Source organism: Streptomyces sp. NBC_01390 (genome assembly GCF_045040105.1).
Taxonomy (GTDB): Bacteria; Actinomycetota; Actinomycetes; order Streptomycetales; family Streptomycetaceae; genus Streptomyces.
Genome location: NZ_CP109551.1, coordinates 7334112 through 7349884, shown reverse-complemented (window position 1 = coordinate 7349884; position 15773 = coordinate 7334112). Strand labels below are relative to the sequence as shown.

Below are 15773 nucleotides of genomic sequence, written 5' to 3'. Positions count from 1 at the left end.
GTTGACTACCGTAGCACCTAACCGGACCGTCCGGTCATGTTGCGTAGAGTGGACCCATGAGCACTGAAGAAGAAGCTGTTGAAGCGCCGCCCGCACGACGGATGAGAGCCGACTGGCTGTGTAGGTGTCAGTGGGTGGGAGGCGTTTGTTGCTGACTTCGGATGGCGGTTGGCGGCTTGAGGGCCCGTGAATGTCGATGAGATTTGAAGTCGCTCAGAAGCCGTGCCATACCCCCTCGGTCGGTGATGTCCTGTGAGGATCGGCCCGGAGGGCATCGCCGTCGCCCCTACCGGATCGTCGGCAGCAGGGAGTCGTGGACGAGTGCCGGGGGCAGGGGCTCGGTGTCGGTGGCGCACATGCCGTCGAAGGTGAGCCGCAGGTAGCGCCGCCAGGCCGATGGATCGGCAGCCAGCAAGGGTGCGGCGGTGTAGTACACGCCGCAGATCAGCAGCATCACGTCCTGCCCGTTCAGATCCGCACGGAGTGAGCCGTCGCGTTGTGCGCGCCGGGCCAGTGACCCGGCTGTGGCGATCAGCTGCTCCTGTCCGGCCTGGATCTGCGGGTGCCGAACGTCCGACACCACGCGGAGCGCCTCCGCGAGGGCCCGGTTGTTTGCGTAGATATCGACGCCCGCGCTCATGAACTGCAGCAGGGCAGTGTCGGCGTCGGCCTGCTCGGCCTGCTGGCGGCCCACTGCCACCAGCCCGTCGATTTCCTCGCTGATGATCGCGGCGAACAGGTCCTCCTTGGTGGGGAAATGCCGGAAGACGGTTCCCTTTCCGATCCCCGCCCGTGCCGCGATCTGCGCAGTGGACGCTTCTGCGCCGTGCTCGGCGAACACCTCCGCGGCAGCCTCCAGCAGCGCCTTGCGCGTCCGCACCGCGTCGGCTCTCATCCGTCGTGCGGGCGGCGCTTCAACAGCTTCTTTTTCAGTGCTCATGGGTCCACTCTACGCAACATGACCGGACGGTCCGGTTAGGTGGTACGGTAGTTAAAGTGACCAGCCGGTCCGGTTACGGTTCGTGGCTGTGGCCGGTCCGGCATTTCCTCATCCCATGGGAGAACAGAGCACCATGAGCAAGACACTCGCCTTCATCGGCAGTGGCAACGTCGGCGGCACCTTGGCCCGCCTTGCTGTCGCCGCCGGCCTGGACGTCGTCCTGAGCAACTCCCGCGGTCCCGAGTCCCTCGCCGGTCTCGTCGCCGAACTCGGCCCCCGCGCCCGGGCGGCCACTCCCGCCGAGGCCGCCGAGGCCGGGGACCTGGTGGTGGTGTCCATCCCGCTGAGCGCCTACGAGAAGATCCCGGCCCAGCCGCTGGCGGGCAAGATCGTGATCGACACGCTGAACTACTACCCGGAGCGCGACGGCCGCATCGCCGAACTGGACGCGAACGAGCTGACGAGCAGCGAGCTGGTGCAGCGCCACCTGGCCGACTCCCGTGTGGTCAAGGCGGCCAGCAACATCGTCGTCAGCCAGCTGCTCAGCCTGGCCCGCCCCGCGGGTGCGCCGGACCGCAGTGCCATGCCGATCGCCGGCGACGATGCCGCCGCCAAGGCGGAGGTCGTGGAGTTGCTCGACCTCCTCGGCTACGACGCGGTGGACATCGGCACGCTCGCCGACAGCTGGCGCAGCGAACCAGGCACGCCCCTCTACTGCAAGCCCTACTACGGGGAAGTGCCTGAGGGGCCTCGCGTTTTCCGGGCAGGCATCTGACCGTCTATTTCACGCGGTGATTCGCAACTTCTCGTACTGGGCGTGGACTTCACGTGGAGGGCGGTAACCCACTGCCGAGTGGAGGCGTTTGCGATTGTACCAGAATTCAATGTAGCGAGTGATGTCCTGCCGGGCGGCCTCGCGAGTCAGGTAAGTCACCCTTGATACACGCTCGTTCTTCAGAACCCCGAAGAACGATTCGGCCATGGCATTGTCGAAACAGATCCCGGTGCGGCCCGAGGATCTTCGGAGCCCAAACCGGTTGAGCACCTTCCCGAACTCGGCTGACATGTAGTTGCTTCCGCGGTCGGAGTGAAATATCGCGCCCGCCGAGAGGCTCCTGTTCCGTGATGCGTTGCGGATCGCCCTGGATATCAAAGGAGTTCGGTAGTGGTCGTCCATCGCGTAACCGATGACTTCCTTCGTACAGCAGTCGATTACCGTCGCGAGGTACAGCCAGCCCTCCCCGGTCGCGATGTAGGTGATGTCACCGACGAGCTTTTCGCCGGGTGCGTCGGCGGTGAAGTCACGGCCCACCAGGTCCGGCACCTCGCCGGCCGCGGCCTGGGTGAGGCCGAACCTCTTCGGCCGTGGCTGGCAGGGCACCAGGCCCAGTTCGCGCATGAGGCGGCGGACCAGCTCCATGCCCGCGGCGACGCCCCAGCGGTCCAGCTGGGCCTGGACGCGCCGGTGTCCGTAGGTGCTGTCGGACATGTCGAAGGCTTTCCTGATGAGCAGTTTCAGTTCGTCACGCCGCTGGACCGTCGCGGATTCCGGGCGGGATCGCCAGTCGTAGTAGCCGGATCTGGAAACGCCGAGTCGGCCGCACATGAACTCGACGCTGTATGCGTACTCCTCGGTGTCGAGCCGCATCTCGTCGATGAACTCGTACTTGCTTGTTACCGGGGTTCCTTCGCGAAGTACGCTGCGGCTTTTTTCAGGAAGGTAACTTCCATCTCCAGCTCGCGGTTGCGTCGTTCGAGTTCCTTCAGGCGCGCCCGCTCGTTCAACGTCAGTTCCGCATCGTGAGCCGGTTCCTGCTGCTTCTGGTGCTTCTTCACCCAGCCGCGTAGCGTCTCCGAGTTCAGCTCAAGCTCCCGGGCGACTTCGGAGATCGTCTTGCTGGACCTCAACGCGATCTGGACGGCTTCCTCGCGGAACTCCGGAGAGTACTTACTGGGTGGCGCCACTTCTTCCTCGTTTCCTTGTTCAGGACAACCCTATTGGGTGCCTGTCCGGAAACTTCGTGGCCCGTCAGCCCAAGGACGTGAGCCTGGACAAGACGATGGAATGGATCTTCCAGACCCCGGGCGTTCCGGTACCTGCCGACCGCGTGAGGGAACTGACCGCCACGGTTGTCCGGCCCGCGGGCGGCAGCTTCTCGATCGCCGACTGGAGGTGAGTGGAGAGCATCGCGGAAGAGGTGGAACCGGAACTCCTGCCCGGTCCGGACACCGGCCCACCGCGGTGGTTCCGGCCGCCGGCGGGGAGACAGACGCCTTCGGCTGCCGCCCCGGCCTGATCCAGCAACGCCCAATATGGAGAGCCGAACGTTGAAACCCACGAATGAGGACACTGCCGAAATCAGCAGGGCGGTGGCGCTGTGGGCGCACATCATGGACGACCATGAACTGGACCGTCTCGGCGAATGCCTCACCGACGACGCGGTGTGGGACGGCAGCGTCTTCGGCGGCGACCCGGTCGTCGGGCTGGACGCGATCGCGGCCTTCATGAACGCCCCCGGACATGCGAAAGCGCACCACACGACGAACATCGTCGTGTCGGAAGGCCCGGGCGACGAGGTGCGGGCCCGATCCAAGGGTCTGAGCCTGCTGGAGGGCGGCGGTGTCGCCAGCGTCGTCTACGCCGACGACCTGCGACGCACCGATGACGGCTGGCGCATTTCCCAGCGGGTCATCCATCTCACGTGGCCACATCGCTTCTAGGGGTGCTTTCGTCGTGGCGGTGACCGCCGGTCAGCGCCACCCACAGCGGAGTGCCGCGGGCATCGGTCAGCACGTGATGCTTCGAGCCCGGCCGCCCGCGGTCAACCGGGCTCGGACCGACTTTCGGGCTGCTTCGCCCCCGCTTGGCCTGCACATGAGAGGCGTCGATGGTGGCGCGGGAGAAGCCGAGACGGTCCGCCGCCCGCAACCCGTCCAGCAGCACCCGCTGGAGCTCCTCCCACACCCCGGCCTCCCGCCACTCGGCCAGCCGCCGTCAGCAGGCAGGACCGGAACCGAACCCCAACTCCTGCGGCAGGAACTCCCACTGGACACCTGTGTACAGGACGAACAGCACACCCTGGAGCGTCCTGCGGTCATCGACCCGCTTACGCCCCGGGTACCGCAACCGCCGCTCACGCTTCGGCAGCAGCGGCTCGATCACCACCCACAACCCGTCACCGACCTCCCACGGCTTCCGCCGCGGCTGGTCACACCCCCCAGAAACACGGGATCACGTACATCCCCACCGTGCGACAACACGATCTTCCTGCAAGGACCCCTAAAAAAGGACGTAACACCGCCATGAACGCTTTCACCACCGCCGCAGCCGTCGGGTCGGAGGAGCCGCTCAGCCCCGGCTACGACGCGGCGACCAAGGACGACGCCGAGTTCAACGAGCTCTTCCGGCACGGCTTCACCACCATCGACGACGTGCAGATGCACTACGTCATCGGCGGCGACGGCCCGCAGGTCATGGTGCTGCTGCACGGCTGGCCGCAGAGCTGGTACGAGTACCGCCCGATCATGCCCTCACTGCTGCCCGGCCGCACCGTCATCGCCATCGACCTGCCGGGCATGGGCGACTCGACCGGGAACCCGCCCTCCATGACCAAGACGGTCCTGGCCACCTACGTCCACAAGTTGCTCAACCACCTCGGCCACCACGAGAACGTACAGGTCGTCGCCCACGACCACGGCCTCAATGTCGCCTACTCACTGGCCGCCCAGTACCGCGAGCAGGTGGCGGGCCTGTTCCTCATGGACGCCGCCCTCGTCGGCAAGAACCTGAAGTTCGCCACCCTCGAGTCGATGTTCTGGCACTTCTCCTTCTTCCTGCAGAATCCGCTCGCCGAGGAACTGGTCACCGGCCGGGTCGAGACCTTCCTCACCTACTTCTTCCAGAGTGTGAAGACCGCCGGCGAGAACGTCTCCGACGACGAACTGGCCGAGTTCGTCCGGGTGTACTCCCGACCCCAGGTCCTGCACGCCGGCTTCGGGCTCTACCGGACCCTGACCCAGGACGAGGCCGACAACACCAAACTCCAGGAAACCCCGCTGACCATCCCGGTCCACCTGATCACCCAGGCCGGCCTCGCCGACGCGTTCCTGCCGCCTCTCCAGGACGCCGCCCCCCACGCCACCTCCGCCGTCGTCCCCGGCGCCGGACACTTCCTCCTCCACGAAGCACCCGACCGCGTCCTGGCCGAGATCAACGCCTTCTACCCCACCCCCACCCCCTGACCAAAAAGCACTACACGACCACACGACCACACGACGTCCAAACCGTCCGATGCCAGAACTCGCGCGGTCCCTGAACGGCGACCTCGAAAGCCGGCACACCGAGGCCAACGTAAACGGAGCCTGACGACGTCTCAGCCGGATCACACCTGCCGGCATCCGCGTACGAGTGGATCCGCACCCCGGTCGGGGAACACGTCGGGCCGGTCCGCGGGCAGACCGCCGAGCTGGTGATCACCGAGTGAGGTGTCTGTCGCCTAGCGTCACCACCTGTGGCAGTTGACTGACTTTCAGGAGAGCAGAAGGCCGGTACGCACGCTTCGCCGGCGAGCCGTCCCGTTCAGCAGCTGGAGGGGTTCTCCGGCTGGACGTAGTGGCCTTGGAACAGGCCGGGGCCGAGCGCCGGTCTCATGACCGGCTGGACTGGACGGTGCAGTGAGGCACCGCCCAGATGCTGGGACACCTTCTTGTCGGTGCCGGCCGACGTGCCGCCGGGGGTGGCGGCGTTCGTCGCGGAACAGCTGGAGACGGGGACGGGATACGAGGACCTCTTACGGGTCACCGCGTCAGCCCCGTCCCTGCTCACATGCAAATCGCGCGGTTCAGGCGGACAAGATATTCCGCGTCTGGTTGCACGCCTGCCCCGAAGCGTTCCTGGACCACGGCGAACCCGAGGTCGCGCCGCTTCGGTGATCGCGCCGCGTCGGACGCCGCCAGCGCGTTGGGCAGCTCCTGACGGGCGAGATCCGTGCAGTAGGCGGGTGTTCCGGGCTGCTGCCGCCACGATTCCCCGAGCGGCCCCGCGTCAAAGGCGTCGAAACCGGTGTCCTCGACGAGTGCCATGGCCAGGTCACGCTCTCGCGGACTGTCGGCCGCGACGGGGAGCGAGATACGGTCCGCACTTCCCGCCGGCTTGTTCCTGTGCGCGAACGACCCCGCTCCGATCGAGTTCCAGGCCTTGACGATGGACCGGCCCAGCTGCTCGGCAGCCCACACGCTCTCCACTTGGCCGGCTTCGATCGCCGCGATTCTGCTGTCCCGATGCGGGATGTAGTTCGACGTGTCGATGACCACCGTGTCAGCCGGCACGTTGGCGAGCAGTGGTGCGACCTGCGGAATGCGGTCGAAGGGAAGGGAGAGGATCACGGCGTCGACGTCCACTACCGCTTCCGCCGCTGTCACCGCTCGTCCGCCCGAGGCCAGCACGTCCGCCTCGATCGTCTCCGGGCCGCGCGAATTGGCCGCCTTCACCTCGTGCCCGGCCGCGCTCAACCGCCTGGTCAGCGTCTTGCCGATGTTCCCGGTGCCGAGAATGCCGATCTTCATGGTGAAACTCCTTGTCCGGAACGGAACCCCGGTCCCGGTGACCGGAGTTCCGGGGCTTGGTCCCTTCGGCGCGACCGGGACTGCGGGCCGACCGCGGACGCGGTGGTGTAGGTGAGTGATGACGACCCTGCCGAAGTGAGCCCCGCTCTTCGCGTTCGTCTTGTGTGTCGGGGGCTGCCGACGCTGCCGCTGTCGTGCGTTGCGTGCACGAGAGCCGCGTCGGGTGACTCAGCGGTGGGCGGCGCGGTTCATCTCGACGACGTCGTCGACGGTGGGGTTGGCGCCGAGGGCGGCGATGCGTTCCGGGAGGCTGTCGCGGACGGCCGCGTCCTTGGCGCGGTCGGCCGCGGCCAGGGCCGCCGGCAGCGCATCGAGCGTGAGCTCGGTGCAGTAGGCGGGGCCGTTGGGCTGCTGGCGCCAGGAGTCGGCCAGGGTGCCGGCGTCGTAGGGGTCGAAGCCGGTGTCGTCCACCAGCTGCATGGCCACCTTCCGCGCCTGATCGCTGTCGCCGGCGACGGGGATGGCGAGGCGGCCGGGTGTTCCGGCCGGGACGCCCTTGGTCCGCTGGGTCTCGGCCAGCGCGGCGTTCCACGCCTTGACCACAGGGCGGCCGAGCAGCTCGGCGGTGTACTCGCTCTCCACCTGGCCGTTGTCCACCGCCTCGATCGGCTCGCTGAGCATGCCGGGGTAGTAGTTCGAGGTGTCGATGACCACCGTCTCGGCGGGGACCGACGCGAACAGGTCCGCCAGCTGGCCCGCCACACCGAACGGGATCGACAGGATGATGACGTCCCGGCCCTGGACGGCATCGGCGAGGTCCACCGCGCGGGCCCCGGACTCCAGCACCTCCGCCCGGATGGCCTCGGGCCCGCGGGCGTCGGCCACCTGCACGTGGTGACCGGCCGCGCTGAGCTTGGCGGCAAGGTTCCCGCCGATAGCACCGGCGCCTATGACAGTAATTTTCATGATTTGTTCCTTCAGAGGTTATGCCGCCCCGAGGGCAGCGCGCCGTGACGGCCGGGTGGCGGTCCGCCTGATGTTGCGGGGCGGGGTGGGGTGCCGGGCGGTTTACGCCTGGGTGCCTTGCTCGCGGTAGCCGCTCGCGATGAGCATGCGGAGCCGGTCGAGCGACTCCTCCTCGGTACCCGTGCCCTTGATCCAGGCAACGGAACAGGCCGCGAGAAACAGGTCGTTCCCCCGCACCGACGCGCGCACACGCCCCGCGAGCTGCGCGGCTCGCACGTACTGATCGGTGGCGGCGATGAGGATGTCGCAGGGAATCGTGAGCGGGTTGTCCGGCTCCTGCGCCCGGGCCGCGGCCATGAGCGGCTCCGGCAGCCCGCTGAAGGCGCTGAAGTACTCCTCCATCGCCCGCAGCCACTGCTCCAGCGCCTCGGCGGAGTCGCCGAGCTGATCGATGTCCGCCTGGCGGGCCACCAGCTCCTCGGAGCGCGTCTGCAGCACCGCCGCCAGCAGCGCTTCCCGGGTGGGGAAGTGCCGGTACAGGGTGCCGGGCCCGACGCCCGCCTCCTTGGCCACCGCTTCGAGGGAGGTGCCGACCCCGTGCTGCAGGAAGTGACGCTGCGCGGTCTCCAGGAGTGCCGCGCGGTTGCGCTGGACGTCCGCGCGGGGCTTGCGTTCCCGCTGTTCACCGGCGCTCATGCGCCCTCCTGCCTGCCGTGATCCTGCGACCGCATCAAAACGGATGCCGCCTCCGTACGCTTTCGAGAGTAAAACGGAGGCAGCGTCCGGTCAAATGGGCGGCCTGAGCGCGGAGCCCGAGCCTCGCAGGAGGCCGACATATGTGGCCGTAAAGCGCAGGGCCAAAGCCGTGCGGGCTGCACCATTCCAGGGACCCTGTCCGGCCCCTCCCGCGCCGAGCCCGGCCCGGTCTCCAGTCCAGGAGGTCAGGGGGTGAGCTGTTGGTGTCCGATGACGGAGAGCAGTTCGAGTTTGCTGTGGCTCTCCGTGCCGGGGCGAGTGGTCAGTACCACCAAAGTTTGGGCGCGGTTCTCGGTGTACAGGAGCTGGGCGTCGACCTCGATGCGACCGAGTTCGGGATGCAGGAGGGTCTTGCAGTCGCCGTAACGGGCGACCTCCTGAAGTTCCCACATTCGCACGAACTCGGGGCTGTGTTCCTGGAGTTCCGCGAGGATCCGGGCGGCCCGGGGGGTGTCACTGCCCGCTGTCAGCGCGGCTCGCAGGCGTGCCGCCTGGGCGCGGCCGTGCTGTTCGTGGGTCTCCTCGGGATACACCAGACGTTCGGCCGGGTCCATGAACCAGCGGTAGTAGCCGCTACTGGCCAGACCGGTGTGGCGGGTCTGGTCGCCGAGCAGCGCGACGGCCAGGGGGTTCATCGCGAGGGTGTCGACCAGGTCCGTCGTTACCAGGGCCGGGGAGTCGTCCAGGCGGTCCAGGACTCGCATCAGCGTCGGGCTGACGTGCTCGGAGCGCTCGAAGCGGGCCGGGGCGTTGTGGCCGATGAGGACGAAGAGATGGTCGCGTTCGTCCAGAGTCAGCCGCAGCGCGCGGGCGAGAGCCGCGGTGATCTGGACGGAGGGCTGGGGAGCACGCTGCTGTTCCAGCCGGGCGTAGTAGTCGGTGGACATACCGGCGAGCTGGGCGACCTCCTCGCGGCGCAGCCCCTGGGTACGCCTGCGCGGCCCCTCGGCCAGTCCGACGTCGCGGGGGCGCAGCGCCTCACGCCGGTGGCGCAGGAATTCCGCCAGTTCCTTCTTGTCCATGCCCCCATCCTCGCCGCATCCCGCCCGGCTATCCAGAGACCGCCGATCCATGGCTGAGCCCTCCTCTTCTGCCCGCGTGAAGCCGCTCGGACGGCCGACGCCGAGGGCGCGCGCAGCAAGAAGACCCGTTGGTCACCGGACCTGCATGACCCGCTGGGAAATGCGCCGACCGTCGGCGGTGCGGCGCAGCCCGTCGGTATGGAAGACGGCCCGCGACGGCCCCCGTCGAGGACACCCAACGCTTTGAGCGGTCCCGAGCCTCGTCGCCCGGCCGACACGACTATGGTCCGTGCCAGACGGCCGCTCACGTGCCGCTCGGCGCTCAGGAAAGAGCCGGTCGCCTCCAGTGCGACCGGGGCGAAGCCGAAGGCGCTTCCTGACCGTTCTGCGTCTTGGGCGAGGACCTCCCCGAAGTGGGTCCAGCTCGCGTTCGTCCCTCATGTGGCCCCACAGGACCGCCCGCGTGCTGCTGTTCCGCGTCGGTCACTACAGGTCGGTCAGCTGCCGGTCATCATGGCGAGGACGTCGTCGTAGGTGCCGGTGGCCACCGCGTCGCGGATGAACCTGGCGGGCTCGACGACGATCTCCTTCGCGTCGGGCTTCTCGCGCAGCAGGTCGAGGACCTCGGTGAGGAAGTCGTCCAACGGCATGGACTGCTCGCTGTCCTGCTGGCCCATCAGCGTCGTGCGCACGCCCGCCGGGACCACCTCGATCACCTGGACGCCGGCGTCGGCACCGGCGAGCTGGATGCGCAGACTCTCGGAGAAGGAGTGCAGGGCGGCCTTGGTCGCGCTGTAGGTCGGCGTGATCGGGAACGGTACGAACGCCAGAGCCGAGGTGACGTTGATGACGACCGCGTCGTCCTTGCCCACCAGCAGCGGCAGGAAGGCGTACGTCATCCGGATCGGGCCGAGCAGATTGGTCGCGACGTGATCCTCGGCGACCTGGAGTCCGGCCGGGTCAAGGACGCTCTCCAGCAGCTGAATGCCGGCGTTGTTGACCAGGACGTTCAGCCCCGGGTGGCTCGCCGCCACGGTCTCACGGGCCCGGGCGATCGAGTCGGGGTCCGCGACGTCGAGGACGAGCGCGTCGATACCCGGGTGCTCGGCCGTGATCTCGTCGAGGAGTTCCTTGCGCCGGCCGGCGACGATCACCTTGTTGCCGGCCTCGTGCAGGCGCAGGGCCAGGCCCAGGCCGATGCCCGAGGTGCCGCCGGTGATCAGGATCGTGTTGCCGGTCATCTTCATGGGGTCTTGCTCCTTCGTTACGGCGGGCCGGTGAGCGCCCGCGGCTTCGAACGTAGGGGCTCCCGCGCAGGGGCGGGAGAGGACGGCTTATCCATGGATCGGCGGTCTCTGACTGATGGAATGGTCCCTGCACCGCACGCCTGTCAACGTGTCCCAACACGGCGAGGAACCCCCGCGACGTGGCCTGCCGCGCTTCCTCGCCATCCGCACCAGTAGGGCCTCTTTCGGTCCGTCGTCAGGGTCGATCACAATCCCGCTGCCGGGAACCTGAGCAGCGACCAGGGCAGCAGCGGCGACGGCTTCCACCCCGTCTCCGCCATCCACCCGTGTGCCGGAGTCTGCGACACGCTGGAGGGCCCCGTTCAGCGCATCGATGATCTGCCCAGAGGAGAGTCCCTCCAGCTCATCAACAAAGTCTGCGGCGAGGTCACTGTCGAATGGGCCGGTTCCCCACGTTCCCATGTTCGTCTCCTGGTATGGCTGGTCATTGGCTGAGGCAGCATTCCAGCAGCCACTGACAGAGGTCACGAAGCGAGGAGTACTCGCTTGCGCAGGAGAGCGAATCCGGCGCGGCCGAACATCTGGCGTTTGAGCATCTGAGCCGTTCCCGCAGCGGGTCGAAGATCCAAGGGGTGTGCATGGCCCCGTGCACCAGGACGACGGCGGCTTTCGTTCAGAGCATCCTCAAATGCGGGCCGCACACCGCGACATGTGCCCCTGTGCATGGCAAGTGGGCCACATCGGCTGAACGCTGGGGCCTCACACGACATGGCATCCGCACCCTGGCCGGGGGCAGATGCCACCATCGCGGACCTCAGAACATGGTGTTGCCGTTGGCGCTCTTCTCGGGCACCTCCTGGATCACGTCCCAGTGCTCGACGATCTTCCCGTCGGCGACGCGCCGGAAGTCCGCGACGGCCATACCGCGGTCGCCGGGCTTGAGGTGCAGATTACTGTGGGCGACCACCAGGTCCCCTTCGGCGACGGCCTCTTGATGTCCAGGCGCAGGTCGGGGAACTGCCCGCGCAGCCAGTGGACGTAGCCGACGAACGCCTGCGGGCCGTCCTGCGCCTCGGGGCTGTGCTGGGTGTATCTGTCGCCGAGGTGGGCTTCGGCAGCCTGTTCCGGCTGGTAGGCGTTGAACGCCTGCTCGTAGAAGGCGACCACCAACGTCTTGTTGCCGTCCGCCGACATGCGGACCTCCTGCCTTGCGGTGGTACGGAAGATGTCAGTCCGTCGGCATCGCGGACGAGTGCCGTGTCGACGAACTGTTCGAAGCGCACGATCAGGCCGCGGTGTACGACGAAGTGGTGTGCCACGCGCACGTCGATCGGTTTGCCGGTGGCCTTGTTGGCGGCCGTGTAGCGGGCCAGGACGACGACGTTCTCGCCATCGACGACGTAGCGTCGTGTGCGGCCCAGCCCTCCCAGTCCTGGCCGAGCTTTTCCATCACGTTGGACGTGACGCCCTCGGGGTGCGGTAGGTACCGGCGAGGGGGAAGCCGGACATCTCCGTCCACTCCACGTCGGGGGCGAGGGTGGCCCGCAGGGCCGCCAGATCACCGGCCGCAGAGGCGAGGTACTGGCGCCGTACGACGTCGGCGGGGGCGGTGGAGGTGGCGAACCAGCCCGCTCGCCACCACGCCGAACCGCTGGGTGATGCCCGACGGGCACCCGTTCGTGGGATGGGGGCAGCGGATCGCGATCCTGAAGCAGGCCGCCAACCCCACAGCAGCCAAGCTCTACCTCAACTGACAGCTGTCCACCGAGCGCCAGACCTCCAACAGCTGGTCGGTGCGCACCGACATCGCGCCCCCCACCGGTCTCAAGCCGATCTGGGAGTACCCCAACGCCAACGTGGACGGGTTCCCGCGCTTCATGGAGGACCGGGGCCAGGTCGAGCGGCTCAAGCAGACATTCGCCCTCTACTTCGGCGAGGTCAAGGGCGACCCGACCCCCGGCTGGCCCGGTCTGCACCCGGGCGCCTGACCGCCGGCAGGCCCCGTACGGGTCGGGCCCGGAGATTCCGGGCCGTACGACGATGTCGCATCCCCATCAGCCCTTCGGCGGGTGGGGATGCCCAGGCGGTTGTCACCGGGGTGCAGACACACCGACGTGGGGTGGGGCGGGCACGGTCAGGGTGTGGAGCAGGTGACCGTCAGGGGGTAGCGGCGGACTGAGCCGGCACCCCACATCGCGGCCCACAGGCAGCCCTCCTCTTCGACGGTCATCCGTCGGGGCTGCCTTCGGCGTCGCGCAGTCGGGCGAAGGTCTCCCGGCTGGCGACGAGGTCGCCGGAGGCGGGGTCGACCCGGCAACGGAGGATGGTGCCGACGGCCGTGTCGGCGAGGTACATGGTCGTGCCGTCGGCGGTGAAGGCCGGCCCGTTGGGGATGGTCAGGCCGTCGAGGACGCGTACCACCGTGACGTCGGGGTCCGTTCGGTAGAGCGAGCCCGCGCCGGGGGTGCCGTCGTAGGCCATGTGTCCTGCCCAGAAGCGGCCGGCGGGGCGCGACAGCGTCGTTCATGCGGCTGGGGACGGCAGTGCGGTCCCCGGGGCGGTCCAGCCATTCCAGTGCGCCGTCGGCGGTGAGCAGCACGATACCGGTGCCCGCCGCGGCGATCCACGCCCCAGGCCAGTCCCCCACCGGCGCGACGGCGCCCAGCGGCACGTCGAGCCGGGCCAGTTGGCGCGAGGTCGTCGGCCCGGTGCCGGGAACGTGCCAGGCCATGCGACGCCGGCCGCTTGCCGGGTGGCGCCCCACGGAGACGCCCAGTGAGGAGCGGCCCGTCCTCGGTCAGCCGTCCTGGCTCTGCGGTGCGACGAACTGCATGTCCAGGTGAAGCTTGACGACATCGCCGAGGAGCCCGGTGCCGAAGTCCAGCCCGAAGTCGCTGCGCCGGATCTCGCCCGTCGCCTCGAACCCGGCGTGCTTCCTCTGGTCCATGGGGGAGTCCACCACCCCGCCGAACTCGACAGCGAGCGTGACCGGGCGGGTCACGTCCCCGATGGTCAGATCCCCCGCGATCGTCCAGTCCTCGCCCTCTCCGGACACCTGCGTCGAGCGGAACGTCATCGTCGGCCGCTTCTCCACATCAAGGATCTCGGCGGAGCGGGTGTGCGCGTCACGGTCGGAGTTGCCGGTGTCGATGGAGGCGAGCGCGATCTCGGCGCTCACCCGCACATCGTCGGCGGTCTCACCGACGTACAGCCCGGTCTTGAACTCGGTGAACCGGCCCCGCACCTTGGCGATCCCGAGGTGGCGGATGGTGAAGCCGACCGCCGAGTGAAAGGGGTCGAATTCCCAGTCGCCCGGGGAGAGGGGCAGCGCGGCGACGGACGCGGCGGTGATGTTCGCGGAGTTTTCAATGCTCATGGCTTCATCGTGCGAGCTACGAGGCGGGGGAGGGAGACCGGGCGAAGGGTAGTAGTGGCAGGGCCATCCTCCGCGACGGCACGCGTTGTACGGTTCGACAGGTGAACGACAACGAGTTGGGCACCTTCCTGCGCGCCCGCCGTGAAGCTGTCACCCCCGCCGCGGTGGGCCTGCCCGCGGGCCTGCGCCGCCGCACTCCGGGACTGCGCCGGGCCGAGCTGGCCACCCTCGCCGGCATCAGCATCGAGTACCTCACCCGGCTCGAACAGGGCCGCGACCGCAACCCCTCGCCCCCGGTCCTCGGCGCCCTCGGTGACGCCCTGCGCCTGTCGCACGCGGACCGTCTCCTGTTGCACCGGCTGGCCAAGGACCACGGCGATGCCAAGGCTGTGTGCCAGTCGGTCACCGTGCCGCCGGTGCGTACAGTGCGCGCCACCGTCCAGTCGCTGCTGGACCGCCTGGAGCCCGCACCGGCCGTCCTGCTCAACTGGATCGGTGACATCGTGGCCTGCACCCAGGGCTATGAGCGGTATGCCCGCCCGCTCGGCCTGCTCGACGGTGAGCCGCCCAACATGATGCGGTATCTGTTCACCGATGCCCGGGCACGCGCGGTGTACCCGGGATGGGACAGGCTGGCCGACGAGCAGGTCGCCCATCTTCGCGACGAGGCCTCGCCGCACGACCCGTATGTAGCCGCCCTCGCGGAGGAGTTGACCGCGACGGTGGGGGCGCCGTTCAGCGACCGGCTCGCCGTTCCGGCCCTGCCCACCCGATTCGGGACCGAGCTCGTCGACCACCCTGCGGCGGGCCGCCTGCGCCTGTCGTACGAGACGCTCACGTTCTCGGACGAGGGCCAGCGCCTGGTGGTGCACCTCCCGGCCGACGACGCAACGGCCACCGCGCTCGACCGTCTCAACGGCCGCAGGCCCGGAGCCCTGCGAGCGGTGAGCGGCTGACGCCACGGGGTCGCCCCGGTCGGCCCGCCGACCCCGTCGCCGTCTGCCCCGTGCACCGTCGTTCACCCAGCTCATCAACTTGCGGAGTTGATTGCCTCTGCCTTGCCGACGCCCGCACATGGCGTCGGCGTTCGCACGGACTGCGGGCCAGGCTGTAGACGGCCCTCGTTCATCCCTGTGCTGCGGAAGATACGGGTCCGCAGGCCCGTAGGCCGCCCTCCCGCCCGGCATGGCACGGTCGTCGGGGACAAGACACCCCACGCGGACCAGCGTCAAGCCGCATGGACAGAAAGATCTTGTGGAACTGTAGACGGTCAGGCGCGCGCTGATCGGGGACGGTGTTGGCAGTGCGGACGTCCGAGTCCCATACGATTTCGCCGGCGGCCGGGGGTTGAGGCCCTTCGCGCCTACGGTGTGGTCTGCGCGAAGGGGCTCATCAGTGTGCGGCCTGCGGACTGCTGGTCTCCCGTGGGCAGTTCACCAGTTCGCCGGCCCCCACCTGCCGACCGGTTCGAGCAGGGGCAGCTCTCGGGCGTCACGAACGTTCGGAGATTCCTCGTGTGGCGAGTGGGTGTCGACGATCGTGCGTGATCTGTGCGTCCTGGGGCGCCAGGACACACGCTTCGTAGTCACCGCGCTGCTGCCGGCCGCAGGCGACGACGTCGAGGCGGCGATAGCACTGATTCGTCGCGCACGGGCTGGCCGGTCGAGGTCGCGGACGACGTCGCCTGGAAGTCACCGGCAACCGAGAAGGCGCTCGAGCTGCTGCGGTCTACGACCCCGACCTGGTGTTCCTCCGGGACCGGCACGCCTCTGGTCTCAACATCGTGTAGTCAGCCGAAAGTCCGTCGGGTGCTCACGGCGGCGGAGGCGACGCCATGGTGGCGGGGTGGATCACAACCTCGGCGCGCCGAGTTCACGGGACTGCGAGCAGTGTATGCGGCC

17 protein-coding genes and 3 pseudogenes are annotated in these 15773 nt (G+C 68.4%); 6 read left to right on the top strand and 14 right to left on the bottom strand.

Going from position 1 to position 15773, the window contains the following annotated elements; all coding sequences use genetic code 11:
• Positions 1 to 286 precede the first annotated feature (286 nt).
• The gene (locus tag OG241_RS33160) at positions 287 to 940 is read right to left on the bottom strand and encodes a TetR/AcrR family transcriptional regulator (protein WP_405820546.1); all 654 of its coding nucleotides are present in this window, start codon (positions 938 to 940) and stop codon (positions 287 to 289) included.
• A gap of 133 nt (positions 941 to 1073) precedes the next feature.
• Between OG241_RS33160 and OG241_RS33155 the strand changes: the two genes are divergently transcribed.
• Complete coding sequence (locus OG241_RS33155) at positions 1074 to 1715, top strand: NADPH-dependent F420 reductase (RefSeq protein WP_405820545.1); 642 nt, start codon at positions 1074 to 1076, stop codon at positions 1713 to 1715.
• A 9-nt stretch (positions 1716 to 1724) separates the two neighbouring features.
• Here OG241_RS33155 and OG241_RS33150 read toward each other — a convergent pair.
• A protein-coding gene (locus OG241_RS33150; RefSeq protein WP_405820544.1) for an IS3 family transposase occupies positions 1725 to 2905 on the bottom strand; the annotation gives its coding sequence in 2 pieces (ribosomal slippage) (positions 1725 to 2641 and positions 2641 to 2905; 1182 coding nt in all).
• Between the two features lie 56 nt (positions 2906 to 2961).
• Between OG241_RS33150 and OG241_RS33145 the strand changes: the two genes are divergently transcribed.
• On the top strand, positions 2962 to 3117 hold the full coding sequence (locus OG241_RS33145; protein WP_405820542.1) for a hypothetical protein: 156 nt from the start codon (positions 2962 to 2964) through the stop codon (positions 3115 to 3117).
• 151 nt (positions 3118 to 3268) lie between these two features.
• Positions 3269 to 3661 (top strand): nuclear transport factor 2 family protein, encoded by a 393-nt coding sequence (locus tag OG241_RS33140; RefSeq protein WP_405820540.1) that lies wholly within the window; start codon positions 3269 to 3271, stop codon positions 3659 to 3661.
• A gap of 10 nt (positions 3662 to 3671) precedes the next feature.
• On the opposite strand, the pseudogene OG241_RS33135 reads toward OG241_RS33140, so the two are convergent.
• Positions 3672 to 4112, bottom strand: a pseudogene (locus OG241_RS33135) (IS5 family transposase); the annotation flags it as partial.
• 131 nt (positions 4113 to 4243) lie between these two features.
• Between OG241_RS33135 and OG241_RS33130 the strand changes: the two are divergent.
• On the top strand, positions 4244 to 5182 hold the full coding sequence (locus tag OG241_RS33130) for an alpha/beta fold hydrolase (protein WP_405820538.1): 939 nt from the start codon (positions 4244 to 4246) through the stop codon (positions 5180 to 5182).
• 337 nt (positions 5183 to 5519) lie between these two features.
• On the opposite strand, the gene OG241_RS33125 is transcribed toward OG241_RS33130, so the two are convergent.
• The 9 genes and pseudogenes from OG241_RS33125 to OG241_RS33085 form a co-directional block, all read right to left on the bottom strand.
• Positions 5520 to 5741 carry a hypothetical protein gene (locus tag OG241_RS33125; protein ID WP_405820536.1) on the bottom strand — a complete coding sequence of 74 codons (222 nt, stop codon included), beginning with the start codon at positions 5739 to 5741 and terminating at the stop codon, positions 5520 to 5522.
• A gap of 20 nt (positions 5742 to 5761) precedes the next feature.
• Positions 5762 to 6505: an NADPH-dependent F420 reductase gene (locus OG241_RS33120; RefSeq protein ID WP_405820534.1), complete on the bottom strand. Its 744-nt coding sequence runs from the start codon at positions 6503 to 6505 to the stop codon at positions 5762 to 5764.
• A gap of 228 nt (positions 6506 to 6733) precedes the next feature.
• Positions 6734 to 7471: an NADPH-dependent F420 reductase gene (locus OG241_RS33115; protein WP_405820532.1), complete on the bottom strand. Its 738-nt coding sequence runs from the start codon at positions 7469 to 7471 to the stop codon at positions 6734 to 6736.
• Positions 7472 to 7573: 102 nt separating this feature from the next.
• Positions 7574 to 8167 (bottom strand): TetR/AcrR family transcriptional regulator, encoded by a 594-nt coding sequence (locus OG241_RS33110; protein WP_405820530.1) that lies wholly within the window; start codon positions 8165 to 8167, stop codon positions 7574 to 7576.
• Between the two features lie 245 nt (positions 8168 to 8412).
• Positions 8413 to 9249 carry a helix-turn-helix transcriptional regulator gene (locus OG241_RS33105; protein WP_405820528.1) on the bottom strand — a complete coding sequence of 279 codons (837 nt, stop codon included), beginning with the start codon at positions 9247 to 9249 and terminating at the stop codon, positions 8413 to 8415.
• A gap of 497 nt (positions 9250 to 9746) precedes the next feature.
• On the bottom strand, positions 9747 to 10496 hold the full coding sequence (locus OG241_RS33100; RefSeq protein WP_405820526.1) for an SDR family oxidoreductase: 750 nt from the start codon (positions 10494 to 10496) through the stop codon (positions 9747 to 9749).
• An 87-nt stretch (positions 10497 to 10583) separates the two neighbouring features.
• Positions 10584 to 10958 carry a DUF4259 domain-containing protein gene (locus OG241_RS33095; protein WP_405820525.1) on the bottom strand — a complete coding sequence of 125 codons (375 nt, stop codon included), beginning with the start codon at positions 10956 to 10958 and terminating at the stop codon, positions 10584 to 10586.
• 352 nt (positions 10959 to 11310) lie between these two features.
• On the bottom strand, positions 11311 to 11463 hold the full coding sequence (locus OG241_RS33090; protein WP_405820523.1) for a hypothetical protein: 153 nt from the start codon (positions 11461 to 11463) through the stop codon (positions 11311 to 11313).
• 271 nt (positions 11464 to 11734) lie between these two features.
• Positions 11735 to 12182: pseudogene (locus tag OG241_RS33085) on the bottom strand (nuclear transport factor 2 family protein); the annotation flags it as partial.
• Between OG241_RS33085 and OG241_RS33080 the strand changes: the two are divergent.
• A pseudogene (locus OG241_RS33080) lies at positions 12134 to 12484 on the top strand (ABC transporter substrate-binding protein); the annotation flags it as partial. The pseudogenes OG241_RS33085 and OG241_RS33080 sit on opposite strands and share 49 nt — an antisense overlap.
• A gap of 238 nt (positions 12485 to 12722) precedes the next feature.
• On the opposite strand, the gene OG241_RS33075 reads toward OG241_RS33080, so the two are convergent.
• Entirely contained in the window at positions 12723 to 12977 is a 255-nt protein-coding gene (locus OG241_RS33075; RefSeq protein ID WP_405820521.1) for an SMP-30/gluconolactonase/LRE family protein, read from the bottom strand.
• A 316-nt stretch (positions 12978 to 13293) separates the two neighbouring features.
• The gene (locus OG241_RS33070; RefSeq protein WP_405820519.1) at positions 13294 to 13872 is read right to left on the bottom strand and encodes a YceI family protein; all 579 of its coding nucleotides are present in this window, start codon (positions 13870 to 13872) and stop codon (positions 13294 to 13296) included.
• Between the two features lie 101 nt (positions 13873 to 13973).
• On the opposite strand from OG241_RS33070, the gene OG241_RS33065 reads away from it, so the two are divergent.
• Positions 13974 to 14828: a helix-turn-helix transcriptional regulator gene (locus OG241_RS33065; RefSeq protein WP_405820517.1), complete on the top strand. Its 855-nt coding sequence runs from the start codon at positions 13974 to 13976 to the stop codon at positions 14826 to 14828.
• Positions 14829 to 15773 lie beyond the last annotated feature (945 nt).